Source organism: Syntrophales bacterium (genome assembly GCA_023229765.1).
Taxonomy (GTDB): domain Bacteria; phylum Desulfobacterota; class Syntrophia; order Syntrophales; family UBA5619; genus DYTH01.
The window spans coordinates 1-18,224 of sequence record JALNYO010000007.1 but is presented as its reverse complement, the minus strand read 5'-3'; the positions used below and the strand labels follow the sequence as shown (position 1 = coordinate 18,224).

The 18,224-nt window shown below is 54.0% G+C and carries 16 protein-coding genes; 4 read left to right on the top strand and 12 right to left on the bottom strand.

What is annotated here, in order from left to right; all coding sequences use genetic code 11:
• The first annotated feature begins 55 nt into the window (after window positions 1-55).
• The 3 genes from acsC (at window position 56) to M0P74_05480 (ending at window position 4,034) form a co-directional block, all read left to right on the top strand.
• On the top strand, window positions 56-1,408 hold the full coding sequence (gene acsC, locus M0P74_05490) for an acetyl-CoA decarbonylase/synthase complex subunit gamma (protein MCK9363036.1): 1,353 nt from the start codon (window positions 56-58) through the stop codon (window positions 1,406-1,408).
• Window positions 1,409-1,461: 53 nt separating this feature from the next.
• Window positions 1,462-2,364 carry a dihydropteroate synthase gene (locus M0P74_05485; protein MCK9363035.1) on the top strand — a complete coding sequence of 301 codons (903 nt, stop codon included), beginning with the start codon at window positions 1,462-1,464 and terminating at the stop codon, window positions 2,362-2,364.
• Between the two features lie 110 nt (window positions 2,365-2,474).
• The gene (locus tag M0P74_05480; protein ID MCK9363034.1) at window positions 2,475-4,034 is read left to right on the top strand and encodes a methylenetetrahydrofolate reductase C-terminal domain-containing protein; all 1,560 of its coding nucleotides are present in this window, start codon (window positions 2,475-2,477) and stop codon (window positions 4,032-4,034) included.
• Window positions 4,035-4,217: 183 nt separating this feature from the next.
• On the opposite strand, the gene M0P74_05475 is transcribed toward M0P74_05480, so the two are convergent.
• From M0P74_05475 to M0P74_05420, 12 genes are all read right to left on the bottom strand, one after another.
• Window positions 4,218-4,802 carry a hypothetical protein gene (locus M0P74_05475; GenBank protein MCK9363033.1) on the bottom strand — a complete coding sequence of 195 codons (585 nt, stop codon included), beginning with the start codon at window positions 4,800-4,802 and terminating at the stop codon, window positions 4,218-4,220.
• Window positions 4,803-4,887: 85 nt separating this feature from the next.
• Entirely contained in the window at window positions 4,888-6,477 is a 1,590-nt protein-coding gene (murJ, locus tag M0P74_05470; GenBank protein MCK9363032.1) for a murein biosynthesis integral membrane protein MurJ, read from the bottom strand.
• Window positions 6,478-6,574: 97 nt separating this feature from the next.
• Window positions 6,575-6,883: a DUF167 domain-containing protein gene (locus tag M0P74_05465; protein ID MCK9363031.1), complete on the bottom strand. Its 309-nt coding sequence runs from the start codon at window positions 6,881-6,883 to the stop codon at window positions 6,575-6,577.
• 11 nt (window positions 6,884-6,894) lie between these two features.
• Complete coding sequence (locus M0P74_05460; GenBank protein MCK9363030.1) at window positions 6,895-7,194, bottom strand: YggT family protein; 300 nt, start codon at window positions 7,192-7,194, stop codon at window positions 6,895-6,897.
• Window positions 7,195-7,216: 22 nt separating this feature from the next.
• The gene (locus M0P74_05455) at window positions 7,217-8,011 is read right to left on the bottom strand and encodes an alpha/beta hydrolase (protein MCK9363029.1); all 795 of its coding nucleotides are present in this window, start codon (window positions 8,009-8,011) and stop codon (window positions 7,217-7,219) included.
• 23 nt (window positions 8,012-8,034) lie between these two features.
• Window positions 8,035-8,898 (bottom strand): pyrroline-5-carboxylate reductase, encoded by an 864-nt coding sequence (gene proC / locus M0P74_05450; GenBank protein ID MCK9363028.1) that lies wholly within the window; start codon window positions 8,896-8,898, stop codon window positions 8,035-8,037.
• Between the two features lie 12 nt (window positions 8,899-8,910).
• On the bottom strand, window positions 8,911-10,977 hold the full coding sequence (locus M0P74_05445) for an Rne/Rng family ribonuclease (protein MCK9363027.1): 2,067 nt from the start codon (window positions 10,975-10,977) through the stop codon (window positions 8,911-8,913).
• Window positions 10,978-11,061: 84 nt separating this feature from the next.
• Window positions 11,062-11,673: an L-threonylcarbamoyladenylate synthase gene (locus M0P74_05440; protein MCK9363026.1), complete on the bottom strand. Its 612-nt coding sequence runs from the start codon at window positions 11,671-11,673 to the stop codon at window positions 11,062-11,064.
• Window positions 11,674-12,399: 726 nt separating this feature from the next.
• Window positions 12,400-15,222 (bottom strand): hypothetical protein, encoded by a 2,823-nt coding sequence (locus M0P74_05435; GenBank protein MCK9363025.1) that lies wholly within the window; start codon window positions 15,220-15,222, stop codon window positions 12,400-12,402.
• Between the two features lie 102 nt (window positions 15,223-15,324).
• Window positions 15,325-15,495 carry a hypothetical protein gene (locus M0P74_05430; protein MCK9363024.1) on the bottom strand — a complete coding sequence of 57 codons (171 nt, stop codon included), beginning with the start codon at window positions 15,493-15,495 and terminating at the stop codon, window positions 15,325-15,327.
• A 607-nt stretch (window positions 15,496-16,102) separates the two neighbouring features.
• Entirely contained in the window at window positions 16,103-16,465 is a 363-nt protein-coding gene (locus M0P74_05425; protein MCK9363023.1) for a type II toxin-antitoxin system RelE/ParE family toxin, read from the bottom strand.
• A gap of 293 nt (window positions 16,466-16,758) precedes the next feature.
• The gene (locus M0P74_05420) at window positions 16,759-17,457 is read right to left on the bottom strand and encodes a site-specific integrase (GenBank protein ID MCK9363022.1); all 699 of its coding nucleotides are present in this window, start codon (window positions 17,455-17,457) and stop codon (window positions 16,759-16,761) included.
• 361 nt (window positions 17,458-17,818) lie between these two features.
• On the opposite strand from M0P74_05420, the gene M0P74_05415 reads away from it, so the two are divergent.
• On the top strand, window positions 17,819-18,224 hold a 406-nt coding region (locus tag M0P74_05415; protein ID MCK9363021.1), incomplete at its 3' end, for a transposase.

Genomic DNA, 18,224 nt, shown 5'->3' with positions numbered 1-18,224 from the left:
GCATATCGGTGATAGATAGCACTAAATAACGAGCGAAAAGAGAGGAGTAAGAATTATGGCTCTTACAGGGATTCAGATATTCAAATTGCTGCCGAAAACAAATTGCAAGGAGTGTGGCGTTCCCACCTGCCTGGCGTTTGCCATGAACCTGGCGGCCGGAAAGGCGGAGCTGGGCGCGTGCCCCTACATCTCCGATGAAGCGAGGGCGCAGTTGTCCGAGGCGTCCGCGCCTCCCATCCGTCCCATTACGATGGGCGAAGGGGAAAACAAGCTGACGGTCGGCGGAGAGACCGTGCTGTTCCGCCATGAAAAAACCTTTGTGAACAAAACAGGTCTGGGCGTGCTGATCACCGACGCCATGGCCGAAGCCGATGTGGCATCCAGGATCAAACAGTTTAATTCACTTAAATATGAGTGGATAGGTCTGATCCTCCGCGCTGAAATGATCGCGATCAAGAATGTGTCGGGCGACGCGGCCAAGTTCGCAACCCTGGTAAAACGGGTGATGGACGAGACGGATGCCATTCCGGTGCTGATGAGCGACAGCGTAGATGCCTTGAAGGCGGCATTGGCGGTTTCCTCCCAGCGTCGGCCGATCATTTACGCAGCGACCGCACAGAATTTCGCGGAGATGGCCGCTCTTGCCAAGGAGTTCAAGTGCCCGCTGACTGCCAAATCCGACAACCTCAACAGCCTGTCGGAATTGACGGATAAGATAGTAGCGGCGGATGTGAAGGACCTCGTGCTGGACAGCGGCGCCCGGACCGTAAGGAAGGTTTTCGAAGATATGGTTTTTCTGCGCAGAGCCGCGCTCGTCCAGAAGAACCGTTCCCTCGGTTTTTCGCCGATCGTTTTTCCCGGCGAGATGACGGATGATCCTCTTAAGGAGACGGTTATTGCAGCGATGCTGGTTGCCAAGTATGCCGGGATGGTAATCCTTTCCGACTTCCAGGGCGAGAGCCTCTTCCCGCTTTTGGTCGAACGGCTCAATCTCTATACCGATCCGCAGCGTCCGATGATGATGAAGCAGGGCATCTATCCCATCGGCAACCCGACCGAGGATTCCCCGGTCACCATCACCACCAATTTTGCCCTTACCTACTTTATCGTTTCCGGCGAGATCGAGGCCAGCCGCGTTCCGACCTGGCTTCTGGTTATGGATACAGAGGGTCTCTCGGTGCTTACCGCCTGGGCTGCCGGGAAGTTTGTCGGCGATGCGATGGGGGTGTTTATCAAGAAAAGCGGTATTCTGGACAAGATTAAACATAAAAAGATCATTATCCCCGGTTATGTCGCTTCCGTAAGCGGCGATCTGGAAGAGGAGCTGGGACCGGATTGGGATGTAAAGATTGGTCCGCGCGAGGCCGCGCACCTGTCCGCCTTCTTGAAGCTGGAAATCGCCGGTTAATGAAAAGGGCAACCATAAAAGCATTTATTTGAAGATAAAAGGAGGAGTAATTTATGATTCGCATTGGTGAGAATCTCAATATTATAGGTAAGGTAACAGGCACGGCAATGAAGGAGCGCGATCCCGAGCCGATTCGCAAGATGGCGATCGACGAGGAGAAGGCCGGAGTCGATTATATCGACATCAACCTTGGACCTGCAAGAAAAGACCCAGCGGGGATGGCGGAATGGATCGTGAAAACGGTTCAGGAAGTGACCGACCTTCCCCTGTACATTGACACCATCAATCCCGAGGCGATCGAAGCGGGACTCAAGGCATATCAAAACAAAAAAGGCAAGGCCGTCATCAATTCGGTCATGGCCCGTCCGGAAAGTTACGATGTCAAAATGCCGCTGGCGAAGAAATATGACGCCGGGATAGTCGCCCTGCTCTGGGGCCCCGCGGGAATGCCCCGGGATGCGGAGGAGCGCGGCGCACTGGCGGCGGAGCTGATGCAGAAGGCGGAGCAGTACGGGCTTGCCAATGAGGATGTCTGGATCGATCCGATTGTTACCCCCTGCAATACCCCCATCAGCAATGTGCAGGTGCCGGCGGTCGTGGAGTTTATGAAGATGTTTCTGGACCTTCAGGAAATGGCCCCCGGTTTGCGATCAACCTGCGGCGTTTCCAACGTTTCGAACGGGGCGCCCAACCATCTGCGGCCGATCCTGAATCAGACCTACATTGCCATGTTAAGGCGCTATGGGATGTCCAGCGCCATCCTGGATGCGTTTGACGAGGGGATGAAGAATTTTGCCGCGGGCAGCCGTCCGGACCTCGAAGCGATCATTTTCAAGACGATGGACAAGGAGCCCCTCGATCGGGCCTCCCTTACCAAAGAACAACTCGATTATGTAAAAACAACAGAAGTTCTTTGCGCCTACAAGCTCTACTCGGATGATTGGCTGGACCTGTAATATTGGTTGCGAAGTTTTAAGAATACCAGGGGATTATAAACAGGTACGGGCGAATCTTGGGTTCGCCCGTCCTCTTTAATAAAGAATCCTAAATTTTGTTTGGGGGAACAATGGAAAACAAGTTCAAGGAAGCCCTGCTCGACAAGTCAGTATTTTCAGTTACCTGGGAGCTTGTCCCGGGCAGAGGGGCCAAAGAGAAGGCTCAGGAGACGATTTTTGCCAACGCCGCCGCGGCGGCAAAAAATGAGAAGATTCACGGTTTGACGATTACCGACAATCCCGGGGGCAACCCCGCGATCTCCGCTGAATTTCTGGGCGCCGAGATCATCCGTATGGGGATCGAGCCGTTGGTGCACTTTACCTGCAAGGACAAAAACCGCAACCAGATGGAGGGACTTCTGCACGGTCTGACCCGCGCCGGGGTGCGCAATCTGCTGATCATGACCGGCGATTATCCGGTCAGCGGTTTTGAGGGACGTCCGAAACCGGTATTCGATCTCGATCCGGTGCAGTCACTTCGCCTGGTTGGCGATTTGAATGCCGGGCTGGAGGTCGGCACAGCCGCCAAGCCGGCCCAGCTTCAGAAAACAGAGTTCTTTAAGGGCTGCGCTGTGTCACCGTTTAAACGCGACGAGGCGGAGCAGGTGATTCAGTATTATAAACTGAAGAAAAAAGTAGAGGCTGGCGCTGATTTTATCGTTCCCCAACTGGGGTACGACATGCGCAAGTTTCACGAACTCATCCAGTTTGTCAGGCAGCAGGGGTGGGATGTGCCGGTCATGGGCAATATCTACATCCTTCCCTTTGGCGCGGGCCGGGCGATGAGCCAGAACTTCGTGCCGGGGTGCGTTGTCACGAAGGAATTGCTCGCTCAGCTTGAAAAAGAAAAGGACGCCGCTGACAAGGGCAAGGGCGCCCGTCTGGAGCGGGCGGCAAAGATGTTCGCCTGTTTCAAGGGTATGGGCTATGATGGCGTTCACATCGGCGGGCATGGCATTCCGATTGGCGATGTCGAGTTCATTATCGGCAGAGGGGAGGAGCTTGCTCCCAACTGGCATGATCTCGTCAGGGAATTTGATGTTCCCCAGCCAGGGGGCTTTTACTATTATGAAAAAGATGAGAAAACGGGGCTAAACACGTCCAAGCCGACAGTCCGCGAGAACCGTCCTCTTGATGCGGAGATCCCCTTCAGTTACAGCTTCAGCAGGACGATGCATAAAACGATGTTTGAGCCGGGCAAGGGGTTGTTCGGAACGATGCGGTCTCTTATGAAAGCTGTAGATGGCACAGGTTTTGAACATTTCTTCTCTAAACTCGAGCATTTGATCAAGGTCGGGATTTTTGACTGCGAAAACTGCGGCGACTGCGCCCTTATGGATACTGCGTACCTCTGCCCGATGAGCCAGTGTCCTAAAAAACAGCGCAACGGGGCATGCGGAGGGTCTTTCGAAGGGTGGTGCGAGGTTTACCCCAACGAAAGAAAGTGTGTCTGGGTTCAGGCCTATGCACGCCTTAAAAAGCACGGCGAGGAGCAGAGTATCAAGGATACGTCTGTTCCGCCCTGCAACTGGGATTTCTACCAGACGTCGTCGTGGCTGAATTTCTATCTTGGACGCGACCATGTGGGGAAACGGCTTAAGGTGCCTTTCGTTCCGAAGAAAAAGAAATAAAACAAGGCAGATAGTGAAAGCAGAAAAGGCCCGTCAGTGACGGGCCTTTTCTGCTTATTAACCTTACGCAGGCGATGCTCTGTAAAGTCCCGCGTTTTGCAAAACAAGAAGATGGACATAAAAAAGGCGTTCCAAACTGGAAGAATTTCGGAACGCCTTTCCCTTGATCAGTTGATCAGCTTGTTATTTCTTAACGGGAGCGGTCGCAGCATCCTTGAGAGAGGCCGCCCATTTCTCGACCAGACCTTTCAATTCTTCCGCTTTTGCCTTGGCGCCGAGGGCGTCGGTGGCGACCATATCCTTGGCGGCCTTCAGGTTGTCCCCGAATGCCTTGGTATCAGCCGCCAGGGCCGCTTTTTGCGCCTTCAGTTTCTTCCCGAGTTTGGCGGCCTCGGCTTCGACGGCCTTCCACCCCTCTTCAACGGCCGTCAATGCGGCATTGGCGTCGGCAACAGCGGCCGCGGCAGCGGCGGCCTTGCCGGCTTCAACGGCGCCAGCAGCCTTTTCAAAAGCGGCTTTCGCGTCTATGTAGGCCTGTTTGGCCTCCTTGTACTTTTTCTCCTTCACCTGGGCGTCTGCGGTTTCCTTCAGCTTGTTTGCCTCGCCTAACTCGGCAACGGCGTACTTGTCTGCCCCGGCGGCGACGGCGGCTTCCATGGCCGTCTGGGCGGCTTTCTGCTCCGCCTCCGGTGGTTTTGCGCAGCCGCTGAATAAAAAGAGCAGTGCAACAACAATTAATAATGATGCCGTGTTTCTGAAATTCTTCATATCTTCCTCCATTAAAATATAATTATCGTTCCCTTCGGAACCCGCATCCTTATGATAAAATTTTACAGAACTGTCAAGTCTCTTTTTATTTTTTCCTTGCCGGAAGACGTCGCCGGATAACTGTCACTGCCGCGGCAATTTCCTGGCTGCGAAAGAAGAAGGCGGAGATGAAAAAGGCGGCGCCGCCGGTCACGACGCACAGGGAGAGATAAATCAGCCTTGTGTTAAAGGGATTGGCCGTGTTCCAGGGATAGATGAAATCAATCGAAAGTATCACCGCCAGCATGACGAGCGTGGATAGCCCTGTACTGGCAATGGAGCTGTAGAATTCACGATCCAGAAACTCGCCAATGCGGATTCTCAGAATGAACCAGAGCATCGCCACATTCACCACCGAGGCGATTGACGTGGCCAGGGCAAGCCCCGCGTGCTTCAGCGGGAACATCAGGGCGAGGCTCAAAAGCGCGTTGACGATTAAGGCGACGATGGCGGCCTTCATCGGCGATTTTGTGTCCTGGAGGGAGTAGTGGGCCGCGACGATAATGCGAATAACGGAGAAGGCGGGGAGGCCGATACTGTAGCAGAGCAGTGCCCGTGAGGTCTGGATGGTCGAATTGAGATTGAATTCGCCTCTTTCAAAAAGCACCGAGATGATTGGAATGCGCAGGGCGATCAGCGCGATGGTTGCGGGGATCGTGATAAAAAGCAGCAGCCGGAGCGAAAAGGAAAGCGTCTTTTTGAGCTCAGTGAATTGTCCCCGGGAGACCTGTTCCGAGAAACTGGGCAATGTTGCCGTGCCGACGGCGATCGCGAAGACCCCGAGCGGGAGTTCGACAATCCTGTCTGCATAGTAAAGAAAAGAGACGCTTCCCGTGGGCAGCAGCGACGCGAGAATCGTCCCGATGAAGATGTTTATCTGGTAGATGGCCGCGCCGAAGAAGGCGGGGAGCATCAGCAGGGCTACCCTTTTCAGTCCCGGATGGCGGAAGTGAAAATCAGTCTTCAGGTTTACCCCCATGCGCAAAAGAAAAGGGATCTGCAATGCCAGTTGCAGGACGCCGCCGATCACAACGCCTGCGGCCAGCGCAACTATCGGGGGATGGAAAAGATTGCGAAGAAACAAGGCTGACAGAATGATCGAGATGTTCAAAAGCACCGGGGCGATAGCCGGCGCTACGAAATGGCGGAGGGAATTGAGAATCCCCATACAAAGCGCGACGAGGGAGATGAAAAAGATATACGGGAACATGAGTCTGGTGAGGTAAACCGTCAGCTCGTAACGGGGCGGCGATTTGACAAAGCCAGGCGCCATTGCCGTTACAATCAGCGGGGAAAAGATGATCCCGGCAAGCGAAACTACAACCAGCAGGATGGACAGGGCGGTGAAAGCGACGTTGGCGAGCCTCATCGCCTCTTCCCGGTTTTTCTTCTTCAGATAGTCAGTGAAAACAGGGACAAACGATACAGTAAGCGACCCCTCGGCGAGGAGCCGCCGCAGCAGATTCGGGATCCTGAAGGCGACAAAAAAGGCATCCGTGGCCAGGCCGGCGCCGAATAGACCGGCGACTATCATATCCCGAAGAAATCCGAAAAGGCGGGAAAGCAGCGTCGCCATTCCCACAACGCCCGCCGCCCGGACAACCAGAGAATTTTCGGAATATTTTTTATCAGACATCGAATAAATTCCTAAAATAGTTGTCGCTATGGATATTGCCTGCCGACAAAGAAGATCTTAAGTTCATGTGCCTGATATTCCTTTGCAAAAAGCAGGATCACTTCTCGTTACCGGAGGGCAGTTTCACCAAGCGAGCGGCTATTTCCCCGCTGCTCTTTCCTGCTATGGCGATCGTCTTTGTGCGGGAGGCATGGCCGCTGATAATCGTCACCTGTCGTTTTTTCACGCCGAAAAAATCTGCAAGCACCCGGATGCATTCTTCATTTGCCTTACCATCTACAGGGGGCGCCGTTATCCTGAGCTTGAGGGCATCTTCCTGAACGCCTGCAAGCTCCGAACGGGATGCCCGCGGCACGACCCGGACATGGAAAATAACGCCGTCTTCGGTTTGACTTAAGGGGATCATGCGGGGCTTCGTCAGCGCAAATAGTTGGAAAGCTGCAGCAGGCTCGATACCAGGAAACTCTGCAGAAAGACGATTGCCAGCAGGATAACAAGCGGGGAAAAGTCCATTCCGCCTCCCCGCAGGGGAATCCGACGGCGGATCGGCGCCATCACCGGCTCTGTCAACTGATGGATAAGGCGGACGAGCGGATTGTAGGGATCGGGATTTACCCACGACAAGACCGCGCGGATAATTATAATCCACATATAGATATTGAGAAGAATATCCAAGATGCGGGCAATGGCCGCGATAAAATTACCCAGTATAAACATGTGGATGCTCCTTAAAAATATTTCAAGATTCAACTGACTGTTTCGGCAGCGAATTTACGAAATCAGTCAGCGTAATATTGAATTCATTCGGGTTTTCCAGCATTGCAAAATGCCCTGCTGCCGGAATCAAGGCAAGCCTTGCCCCGGGAATGTTATCCCGCAGATACTCGGACAGGGCCGGGGGGGTCATCTTGTCTTCTGCCCCGCAGACAACCAGCGTCGGAATCCTTATTCCTTTAATGGCAGAGGTTAGCTCAAGTCTGTTGCAGGCGGTGAAATCGCCATGAATCGTTTCACTCTTCGTTCTGGAAATAGCGTCCGCAAGTTGCGCAGCGAATCTTTCCCTGTTGGCCTTGGTGATAGAGAATTTGGCGATGGCGGCGATAGTCTCGGTGGGGTTATTCTTCAGGCCGTCAAGAATGAGCGGATTGACCGGCATTCGGACGCCTCCGCCGACCGGGACAATGGCGGCGGCTTCGTCGCCGTATTTGATCGCAAAGCTCAGGCAGATTGCCGCGCCCAGCGAATGGCCGATCAGAACCGGCTGGACGATGCCGGCATTTTTTAGGAATTTCTCGACAAACGCGACGTAGGCAAATACATCCTGTTCCCCCGGTCCCTCCGATTTTCCGTGACCAGGAAGATCCAAAGCGGCGATATTAAAGTCATTTGGCAAGGCGACAAGCTGCTCATTCCAATCCTCGTGAGTGCCGCCTGAGCCGTGGATGAAAACAAGGGTTCGCCGCTGCGGGTAGAGACCCCCATCGTTGCCCCAGAAGGTGATTTTTCGTCCTTCAACATTTGCCTCGTTCAGCATAAGCATTCCCTTATGAAATCAAGTCAATCAGGTTTAAGAAGATGATCCGGGGCAGTTGTGGGCGGCGTGTATTGCCGGCCCCCCAACTCGGCTGATCTCTTCGTCGCCTCTTCAACGACCGCGGCGATCATCTCCTTGAGTTTTCCGTCCTCCATAACCTTCAGGCCGGCAAGCGTGGTGCCGCCGGGGGTGGCGACCATCTTTCTGAACTCAGCGGGGGTCTTCTCCCCCTTCAGGCAGAGCTTTGCCGAGCCGATCAGGCTTTGGGCGATCAGCTTCAGCGAGACATCCCGGTCAAATCCCATCCGGACTCCCGCTTCGGCGAAGGCTTCAATAATGAAAAAGGCGTAGCCCGGGCCGCTGCCGCTGAGCGCCGTGACTGCATCCATCAGCTCTTCTTTGACCTCTACGGTTATGCCGACGGCATCAAAAATTCCCCTTGCCAACTGCATATCGTAAGCGGTGGCGAAAGCGCCTCGGCAGAGAGCCGCCGCCCCTTCGCCGATCAATGCGGGCATGTTCGGCATAACGCGAATGACCCGTACCCCTTGTCCGAGGCGCTCCTCGATAAAGGAGGTCGCAATCCCCGCCGCGATCGTGATGCAGGTCATCCCGGGCGCCAGTGAGGCGTCAAGCCCGGCGAGAACCTCCCCCATTTTCTGGGGCTTGACGGCCAGTAAAAGCACGTCGGCGCCGCGCAGCGCTTCACGATTGTCGGTTGTAACCGACACCTTTAGTCTGCCGGCAAGCTCTTTCAGCCGAACCTCATCGGTATCTGCAACGGTCAAAGAGTGAGGATTTACGGCGCTCAGGGAAATTATTCCCTGCACCAGAGCCCCGCCCATTACCCCGCCGCCGATTACGGCGATTTTCTTTCCCTTTAACATCTTTTCCCCTTTTTAGTCGTTATCTTCGAATTCCTCAAAGACCTTCTTCAGTTTATGGAGAGGATCTTCAAGGATGGCCTTCTCTTTTCTTTCAGTCGGTTTATTTTTGGGCAGGGGGTTTTTGGCCGCCGGCGGATTGGCAATTCTGTTTTTGGCCGCCGGCGGAGGCGGCTTAATTGCTGACATCTCCTGCCTTTTCTCTTCGGAGGGGGCAGCGGCCGCAATCGTTGTTGCAGCGGCGGCGGATGAGCCGTCCGTGGGGGCCTTGCGGCGGCGGCGAGGGCGCCGGTGGGATTTCTTTTTTACCGGTTCGGCTGCCTGTTCCCCGTTTTCCGCCGGCGCCGGAGGATTTTTTGCAGGTTGAATCTCCTGCTGTTTGGGCGGGGTTTGCGCTGCCTTGTTTCCTGAGCCGTTTTCGCTCAGCTTGACAATGTTCTGCCGGCCATTATTGGGAACGGATTCCTTTTGTTTTTTCTCTACACCCCTGACGCTGGGCGATTTCTTCGGCTCCGGTTCTTCCCGCTGCTCTGTTTCCAATGGCTCGTCTTCTTCCGACTCTTTCTCGTTTGCCTCCGTATTCCTTGGTTGAGTTATTTCGGCCGGGGGCGGCAGCTCCCGTTTTGTTGCCTCAAGTTTGCACTCCTCCCATGCCATTTCGTGGCTGCCGTAGATATGGATCGACATCCCGTAATCAGTTTCGAGGCGGCTGATTTCTGCCCGTTTCTGGTTCTGCAGATAATCGGCTATCTCATTGTGCACGTTAACCTTTATCTCGGAGGCGAGTCCCTTTACGGCCTGTGTTTCCACCTTGCGATAGGCGTTGAGCGCGATATATTCAAGGGAAGGACGCATCCCCCGGCCATGGCAGTAAGGACACGCCGTGTAGCTTATCTCCTGGATTGTGGATTGCTTTTTCTGCCTGGAGAGTTCAAGTATGCCGAACTTGGAGATGTGGGCAAGCTGGATGCGCGACCGATCCATCGTCAAGGCCTTTTTGAAGGCCTTTTCCACCTCGGCGTTGTGTTTCTGATCCATCATGTCGATAAAGTCGATCGCGATCAATCCGCCCAGGTCGCGCAGGCGGAGCTGACGGGCAATCTCCTCCGCCGCTTCCAGATTGGTCTGGTAGGCGGTTTCCTCGACGTTGCGTTTATGGGAGCCCCGCCCGGAGTTGACGTCGATGGTGATCATCGCCTCGGTGGGGTTGATGATCAGATAGCCGCCTGATTTTAGATCGGCCCGTTCCTGGTAGATGACGCGAATCTGCTCTTCTAACTGGTGTTTGTCGAAAAGAGGCGTTTTTTCCTTGTCTAATTTTATTATCTTCAGATTGCGGGGCGCAACCGCCTTGCAGTAGGTTTTCATCTGGCGGAACGTTTCTGCGTCATCAACAAGAATTTCATCTATGTCGGTTGTGAAGTAGTCCCTGAGCGAACGAACTCCGAAGGCGCTCTCCTGATATATCAAGGCCGGGGCGGCGAGTTCGGCGGCCTTTTTTTTGATTTCCGTCCACAGCCGGAAGAGGTGCTGATAATCGCGGGAAAGCTCCTGCTTGGTACGGTTCATCCCGGCGGTTCTGACTATGAACCCCATTCCCTCTTCGGTTTTGATCTGTTCAATCAGCTCCTTAAGCCGCTTGCGATCCTCCTCGTCTTCGATCTTGCGGGAGATGCCGCTGCTTTCCTTGTTGGGAAGCATCACCAGATATCGTCCCGGCAGCGATATATATGATGTCAGAAGGGCGCCCTTGCGTTCGCTGACCTCCCGGAGCACCTGCACCAGTATTTCCTGCCCCGGCTTGAGCGTCTGGCGCGCGCCGTCATGAGAGCCGTTCGTTTCCGAGTAGTTATTGGCGCTTACGTCCCGCAGCGGCAGGAATCCGTCCTTCTTGCCGCCGTAATTTACGAAAGCCGCCTGCAGTCCCCGTTCCACCTTCATCACTATCCCTTTGTAAATATTCCCCGTTATCGGGTCCCGGACGGCCATCTGGATGTTGAATTCGACCAGTTTGCCGTCCTCCACGACCGCCATGCGCTTCTGCTCGGTGTGGACGGCGTTGATCAGCATTTTTTTACTCATACATGTCCTTTTCCTTAAGAGATTATTTTTTGCGGCGGTCTGTGCCCGGAGCGCATCTTCGTGCGTCGTCCTCAAACCGCCTGTTTATTGTAGAAAGGCCGATACGTCGCCTTTTCCTTCTCGGAGCACCTCCGGCCCTTCCTCCAGAATGCTGATGACACTCGAAGGCTTGGCGACGATGATGCCGCCGTCGATGATCATATCTACCCGTCTGCCGAAGAGTTCTTCGATGATGCGCGGGTCGCTCAGCAGCTCCCCGTCCTCATCCTTGACGCTGGCGCTGATGATGGGCGAACCCAGTTCGGCGACGAGGGCCTGGCAGATGCGGTTGTCGGGTACGCGGATGCCCGTTGTCTGCCTTTTGGGAAGGATGGTTTTGGGGACTATCCGGGAGGCTTCGAGGACGAACGTGTAGGGCCCCGGAAGCAGACGGCGCATGATTTTATAAGCCTCGTCGGTAACCCTTGCATAATGGCTGATGTCCTTGAGATCTGCGCAGACAAAGCTGAGCGGCTTTTTCCGGTCGCGCCGCTGGATTTCATAAATCCGGTCAATGCCCTTTTTGTTGAACAGATCGCACCCCATTCCATAGACCGTGTCGGTGGGATAGATGACGATCCCGCCGTCGCGAAAGGCCTCCACCGCCCGGCGCACAAGTCGCAACTGGGGGTTCTGATTGTTGATGGCGATCAGCATACTTTCAGTCCATTCGGAGAAATATCCCGATAATAATGGGGTAATCTATCAGAAACAAAGGCGATGAGCAACCAGAATTCATCGATTATCCGAACAGCCTTCATTGCTGCCCCCTGAAAGGATGATTCAATAACCTATCGAATCGATAGAATGTGAGAAAAGTTGGATATCTTTCATCCCCGTATTCGTATTTACGATAAATCGCCCAGATCACCAAATCGACAACCGGTCAGCGCATCACATAATAGCTGGCTCTGGCCTGACCTTCGCGTTTGACAATTTCCAAATCAACCAGCTTGCCGATTTGTGAACATTGAGCTCCGCTTTCCTTGAGCGCCGCAGATTATTTAAGGTTCATCCGGTATGCGTACTTTCGTGAAAAAAGAAGAGATCAGATCCCGATAGCAAGCAATTTCATTGTCACCTGATCGGCGAAATCGAATAATCAGGTGCTTGTCGATATTTTATTGTAGTCAGTAAGGGAGGTCGGTTCGATTTTGTAGCAGAGTTACGACCCGTAATGCTTATCAAAAAAACATGCATTTTTTGTTGTCTCCGCCTACGAGTCCACGGCATCAATTACTTGATTGGGCTGACGATTAACGATTGTTATCAACTAATTTTGTCTCGTCCCTGCCACCTTCTGCAGAATATTAATGACTTCGGCCAAGCCGATCTTCCCGTCGCCATTCACGTCGGCCAATTTGCTTGAGGAGGCAACCGGAGTTACACCCGAGACCACCTGGAGGGCCAAGATGGCATCCGCGAGGGTGACTGAGTTTGAATCCTGCGGCGCGATGGTGAGATGAAAGGTCTGTTGAATAGGCTGGCCTGGAGGCCCTGGAGGGCCCGGCAGGCTCTGCTTGCTGGCCGTGACCGAAATATCTCCCAAGCACCGGCGGCGGTGGGGGTGCCTTCCAGCGTTCCCGTTGTGCCAGGCATAAACGTAAGTCCTGGCGGGAGGGTCGTCGTTTGGGGGTTGACACTGATCATGCCGGCGGAGGAGGTAGTAAACGTCCAGTTGAACGGGACGCCGACCTGAGCGGAGGCCGAGGCGGCGCTGGTAAAGCCAAAGTCCGAAGATCCTCCGGAAACCTCGATACGCGCGGGATCGCTGCCGACGGTGCCGCCCGGGTTCCTGATCACGACGCGAAACCAGCGGGTCGCGGAGAGAACCGGCGTGGTCAGCGTGCTGGATGTGGCGCCCACGATGTCCGAATACATGCCGCCGGAATCCGCCGACATGGACCACTGGTAAGTCAGCAAATCGCTTGTGGCTGTGACGAAGAGCTGCGCCGTAGTGCCTGCCGGGATTACGCTGCTGGCCGGCTGGTCGACGATCGTCGGTGCCGGGTGGGCCGCATAGTAGGCGCTTTGGAGCGGGGCAAGCTCGCCTCTGAGCGCCTCGACGACCGCCTGGCTGCCGTCGTCCGCTTGGAAGGCCTCGCTATCCATGATCCAAAGCGCAGCCATCGTATCGTTGAATTGGGCGTTGAAGGCATCCTCAGCAAGAGGGAGCCAAGTCGGCCCGTCTTCGATGATAACGGCCTTCATTGCGGCGATGCGGTGCGGGAGGTAACTGGCGGGGTCGTCAAGACCGGGATCGGGCAGTTGATGCATATTCGGAAGTCCCATCCAAGAGAGAATTTCAGCATTATTCTCTCCACCAATGAGTGCGCCGCCTGTAAGACTGGTATATAATGACCAATTACTCGTGTTGTAGAGCGCGTGGTAGCGCGCGGCCTGGTTCGTCACGGCCGAGGCATCGACCGGGTGTGCGGTAGAGGTGTAGGCTGCCGCCTGGGTCCAGTCATCATACACGGGGAAACCGGGCGCTCCCTCCTCCCCGGCATAGGCTTGAACGCCTGCGAACGCAGACTGATAGCTCTGCCAAGCGGCATCGTAGGCATCCTTGATGGCCGGGTTGGCGGCGACCAGAGCGTCGTATTTGGCCCGCAGTCCGCGGGCGGTGGCGAGCCCCTCAGAGCCCGGCGTGACGAGTAGAGCGGCGAGCAACGAAGCCTTGTACGTCGCCATATCGAAGGCATGCCCCAAAACGAGAGTAAAGTCGTCGGGGTTTTCGGAAAAATAACCGAGGCGTCGGTACGTTTCGGTGATGAGTGGGTCAAGGGGATCGAGCACGAGGCCCGGAGACGCTGCCAACGCATTCTCCCATGCGGCGCCCTGGGCGATCAGCGCGGTCAAGGCGGTCTCGGCTGCAACGAGATTTTCGTCGAGGTCGGTGCGAACTGAGCCGATGCCGCTGCTCCAGGCATCGGTGGCGGCGGCGAGCTTGTCGCTCAGGGAGCGAGCGTTGGCAAGTGCCAAGGGGAGCAGATTGAGATGCTGGGTGAGAACGACCGCCAAGTCCTCGGCGGGTGCCTGCCCCATGCCGGGGATGGTGACCCATGCAGGGTAATATTGATTTTCCCCACCACTCGCATTGCAATCGGCGAGCAGATCAACGAGCGAGAGAACCTGGTTTTGCAGGTTGAAGAGCGTGTTGTAGAGGTCGGTGAGTGCCTCAACTTTTGTAATGATCCCCGGCAGCGCCGGTCCAACGGGGGTCACGTCAGTGATCCGTTGTTCGATGGCAGCGTATGAGCTGACCGAGTCCTTATAGGAGGCCGTCGTGTTGGCATCGAGTGCGTCGCCCCCGCCGTAGGCGGAGATAAAGTCGGCAACCCTGGGCACGGTGATGGAGGTGGACACGGCCGCGTTGATTTCACTTTGCGCCGCTTCGATCTGGGCCTGGCAGTCGCTGATCGAAGAGTTCAGGGGCGGTGTCTCGTCATTCCATTTCGCTATGGCGGCATCACGAATGGCTAAAGCCCTGCGGTATTGGTAATCCGCTTCCGTCTCGCCGTCGACGGGAGTCACCGAGACCGTCGGGATACGCTGAGGGACCGGCGGCGTGACCGCTGCCTCGTTGGCGGTGAGCCGGGCTTCTTCCTCTTCCTGGCGCTGCTGGGCCTTCAATTCTTCCAGCGCGGCGGTGAGCGCGGCGAGATCGGCGGTGAGTTCATCCACCACGGCCTGTGCTAAGGGCAGGTTGGTGTCGGCGTCGGTCTTGGCCTCGGCCGTCTTGGTGCCGAGGGCGCCGAGGGTGTCGAGGGCGGCGGCAATCTCGGTGCGCACCATGATGTTCTTGCGGAGGGTCGCACCCACGTAGCCGGGATCTTTGCTTTCATCGCCGCCATTCTCCGCGATGACCATACCCCTCACCGCCTCGAGGCGCATTTTCAGCGTCTTCTGCACGTTGGCTAGGACGGGATAGGTGGCGCGCGCCGCGTCGGAGACAGCCTTGATTTTAACGACGCGCGGCTTACTGAGAGTTGCGTCATCGAGGCCGAGCGCAGCCAGGACTTCTTCCTGCCGGTCACCGGTGAGTTTTTCCTGGACGACGTTGTTGAGGGTGCTCCTGATGCCGCTGGTGATGAGTTCGTTGGCGGCGGCCTTGCCGGAGTTGATGGTGTTGGCGACCGTGGTGCAGGTCAAGATGGCCAACTTGATTGCGGACTTGATGAGGTTCTTCTTCTGGATGTCCAAGAGCACGGCGTCTGAGTCCCTGAGTTGCTGGCAGGCGCTGGCGAGATTCCCGGTTTTGGTGTCGTAGTCGCCCAGAAACTGGCTGAGGATATCCAGTTCGCGCTACGCGGCCAGCAGTTCGGCCTGTTTCGCCTGGATCTCGCTCAGCTTGGCTGTGATTGCTCCCTCGTAGTCCGAGGCGCTCGCCATTGGCACAATTCCGCCAGTCAACAGCGTTAATGCGACCAGAATTGCCGAAAAGATTCGGTACCCAGGGAAATAGTTACTTCTCATTATTTGTACTCCTTTCATAATTACAGAGGAGGAGAACATCAATGATTACATTTTAAAGTCGAGTATTTTCGTCGAGGTTAACATTTATATATTCAAGGAAGTTGCCCCTTAATCCCCGCACCCACCTTCTCCATAAAACATATTATGCTTCAGGTGAAAATAAAAAACCAATGTTCCCATCTTTTTTCGTGATCTCTAAGTAATTGGTCTCATTTATTTCTGTTTGTAGTCAAGCAATTTCTTCAAGGGTGACGTTTTACTGGGTACAGGAAGAAAGGCATCCTCTATGCGCTTACATGTGCGATTTTCAGTATAGGGTTTATTGCCTGCCAATCAGTCGTCTCATTCGCCGTATGCCAGAGATCGTAATTTCTCTGAAGATTCAACCATAACTCAGGAGTAGTATCAAACGCTCTGGACAACCGCAAGGCAACATCCGTTGTCACGGCGCCGCGTTCGTTCAGTATTTTGGATACTGTTTTTCTCGACAATCTCAACTCCCTCGCTAGATCAGTAACACTGATCTCTGACGGGTCTAGGTAATGAAGCTTGAGAATCGATCCCGGATGAGACGGCGGTCGTTTTCGTGTTCGCATAACAGTCCCTTTCAATGATAGTCTTCGACGTCTACGTTCAGTGCTTCTCCATTCTTGAATTCAAACGTCAAACGCCAGTTACCGGAGACCTTTATCGACCAGCGCCCCTTCGTTTTGGGAAGCAGTAGATGAAGGCCGGAGCCGGGGTAGTTCATATCCTTGATTTCATTTGCCGCATCAAGCCTATCCAATATCGCCACTAGTTTGGAAGCATGCTTGGCTTGTATGCCTTTACGAGTTCCATCGTAGAAAAAATCTTCCAGGCCTTTGTGGATAAAAGACTTTATCATGGTTGGTACTGTAACCAAGAGGGTTACGCTTGTCAAGAGAAAATCACGGGTAAGCAAAGGTTTCTTGAGTCTGATGAATGGCATTTGAACTCATCAGGTATTCTCTGAAAACATGTCCAATGTTTTCTGGTTGAAACCTGCAGTTATTGACATAAAGATAATGCCTTACGGACGATCTGATCACGATGTATGAACCCCAAAGACCTCAACGTTCCAATTGGTTATGTTGGACGGTCCTATTTTCCGTGAAGATTGTCCATCCAGCGGATCGCTTCAGAATCGCTGATCTTGCCGAGATAGATCTGGGTGGTCTTCAGGTCCTGGTGCCTCAGGATTACTTTTGATACTACTTCCAGAGGAACACCGTTTCTGCTGGCCTAAGTCGCTGAATATCTCCGAAGGTCATGAGGTGACACGTGGACGTTCAGTTTGGCTCCCAATCCACGGACAAGAGATCTTGCTGTCGAATAGCAGATGGGAAATACCCTCGCCTCTTCTTGAAGGGATTTCTCCGTGATGTATTCCGCCAGTTTTCTGGACACGTTCTCCGGCATGTAGGCTCTTTCCGTATCCTTGCCTGATTTTGGTTCCCGGAGTGTGATGGTTCTGTCAGAGACATCCGACGCCTTGATCTTCAGCAATTCACCAATCCTCAACCCACAGCGCGCCTGTAGCTCTAATATCAGCCGATCCCGCTGCTTTGTTGTGTTGTAGATCATTTCGTCCACGGTTTCCCGTTCTATGATCTTGTGCGGGACTTGTTTCGGGGCTTTGAATGACTTGCTCAGCAATGAGACATTACAGGGATTTCTCATGTTCAGGGAGCAACGATCAATGATAAAATTGTAGAAGGCTTTCAACTGTGCATACCGGAGCCTCCTGGTTGATTTGGCCAGATTCCTTGTCAGGTCTTCCAGAAAATGGAAAATCTCATCGGGGGTGGTGTCCTTCAAGAGCTTCTCAGCATGAATCGTATTGAACCGGTCAAGCAGAAGGGTGTAACTCTCAATGGTTCTCGTTTTATGGTTCGACAGAAGATAATATTTGAACAGGGTTATCGCTTCTTTCGTAGTCATGGCACACCTCCATATTTTTGGCTTGTGAGGTCCTTGGGGAAGAAGCGATTATAACCCGTAAAATGGAATGGAATACGAGAATTTCCTGTCACTTGCCGAAACGTGGAAAGCACCTTGTGTTCTCATGGGGCCAAGAATGTTGTAAACTACCCTGGGACGTCGGGGTAGAATGGGAGGAGAGAATCTGTGTTACACCTGATGCCAGAGAGCATGGCTCGTAGAGTAGATCCTCTTCCCACTGCTTTGTTCATAACTCGTACGGTATCATAAACCTTCATAGATGGGAATGAGTTTGCACTTGCAAGGTTGATTCGAACGAAGCTTTTTTATCAAGGGTGATATTTTTAGAGGGGGTATTTCTATGTCAGTATCGGTTCTTGGGATAGATATTGCGAAACAGAAGTTCGATGCCGCGCTTCTTACAGAGGGTAAGACAAAACATAAGACCTGTAAGAATTCGGCAGAAGGTTTTGAGGTGTTACGGCTCTGGCTTGAGAAACAGGGAATGAACGAGATTCATGCCTGTATGGAAGCCACGGGCAACTATGGAGAGGAGCTGGCAATCTATCTTCATGAGGCCGGCCACATGGTTAGCGTTGTCAACCCCGCCAGGATCAAAGGATTTGCTCAGAGCGAACTGCTGCGCACCAAGACAGATAAACTTGATGCCGCCTTGATTGCCCGATTCTGTCTGACTATGAAACCAGGTGCATGGATTCCGCCTTCACCGGAGATCAGATCTCTGAGAGCTTTGGTCAGGCGGGTAG

Excerpts from the sequence above, each read along its gene's own strand:
- acsC (MCK9363036.1), top strand. The coding sequence starts at position 56 with ATGGCTCTTACAGGGATTCAGATATTCAAATTGCTGCCGAAAACAAAT.
- M0P74_05485 (MCK9363035.1), top strand. The coding sequence starts at position 1,462 with ATGATTCGCATTGGTGAGAATCTCAATATTATAGGTAAGGTAACAGGC.
- M0P74_05480 (MCK9363034.1), top strand. The coding sequence starts at position 2,475 with ATGGAAAACAAGTTCAAGGAAGCCCTGCTCGACAAGTCAGTATTTTCA.
- M0P74_05475 (MCK9363033.1), bottom strand. The coding sequence starts at position 4,802 with ATGAAGAATTTCAGAAACACGGCATCATTATTAATTGTTGTTGCACTG.
- murJ (MCK9363032.1), bottom strand. The coding sequence starts at position 6,477 with ATGTCTGATAAAAAATATTCCGAAAATTCTCTGGTTGTCCGGGCGGCG.
- M0P74_05465 (MCK9363031.1), bottom strand. The coding sequence starts at position 6,883 with ATGATCCCCTTAAGTCAAACCGAAGACGGCGTTATTTTCCATGTCCGG.
- M0P74_05460 (MCK9363030.1), bottom strand. The coding sequence starts at position 7,194 with ATGTTTATACTGGGTAATTTTATCGCGGCCATTGCCCGCATCTTGGAT.
- M0P74_05455 (MCK9363029.1), bottom strand. The coding sequence starts at position 8,011 with ATGCTGAACGAGGCAAATGTTGAAGGACGAAAAATCACCTTCTGGGGC.
- proC (MCK9363028.1), bottom strand. The coding sequence starts at position 8,898 with ATGTTAAAGGGAAAGAAAATCGCCGTAATCGGCGGCGGGGTAATGGGC.
- M0P74_05445 (MCK9363027.1), bottom strand. The coding sequence starts at position 10,977 with ATGAGTAAAAAAATGCTGATCAACGCCGTCCACACCGAGCAGAAGCGC.
- M0P74_05440 (MCK9363026.1), bottom strand. The coding sequence starts at position 11,673 with ATGCTGATCGCCATCAACAATCAGAACCCCCAGTTGCGACTTGTGCGC.
- M0P74_05430 (MCK9363024.1), bottom strand. The coding sequence starts at position 15,495 with ATGAGAAGTAACTATTTCCCTGGGTACCGAATCTTTTCGGCAATTCTG.
- M0P74_05425 (MCK9363023.1), bottom strand. The coding sequence starts at position 16,465 with ATGCCATTCATCAGACTCAAGAAACCTTTGCTTACCCGTGATTTTCTC.
- M0P74_05420 (MCK9363022.1), bottom strand. The coding sequence starts at position 17,457 with ATGACTACGAAAGAAGCGATAACCCTGTTCAAATATTATCTTCTGTCG.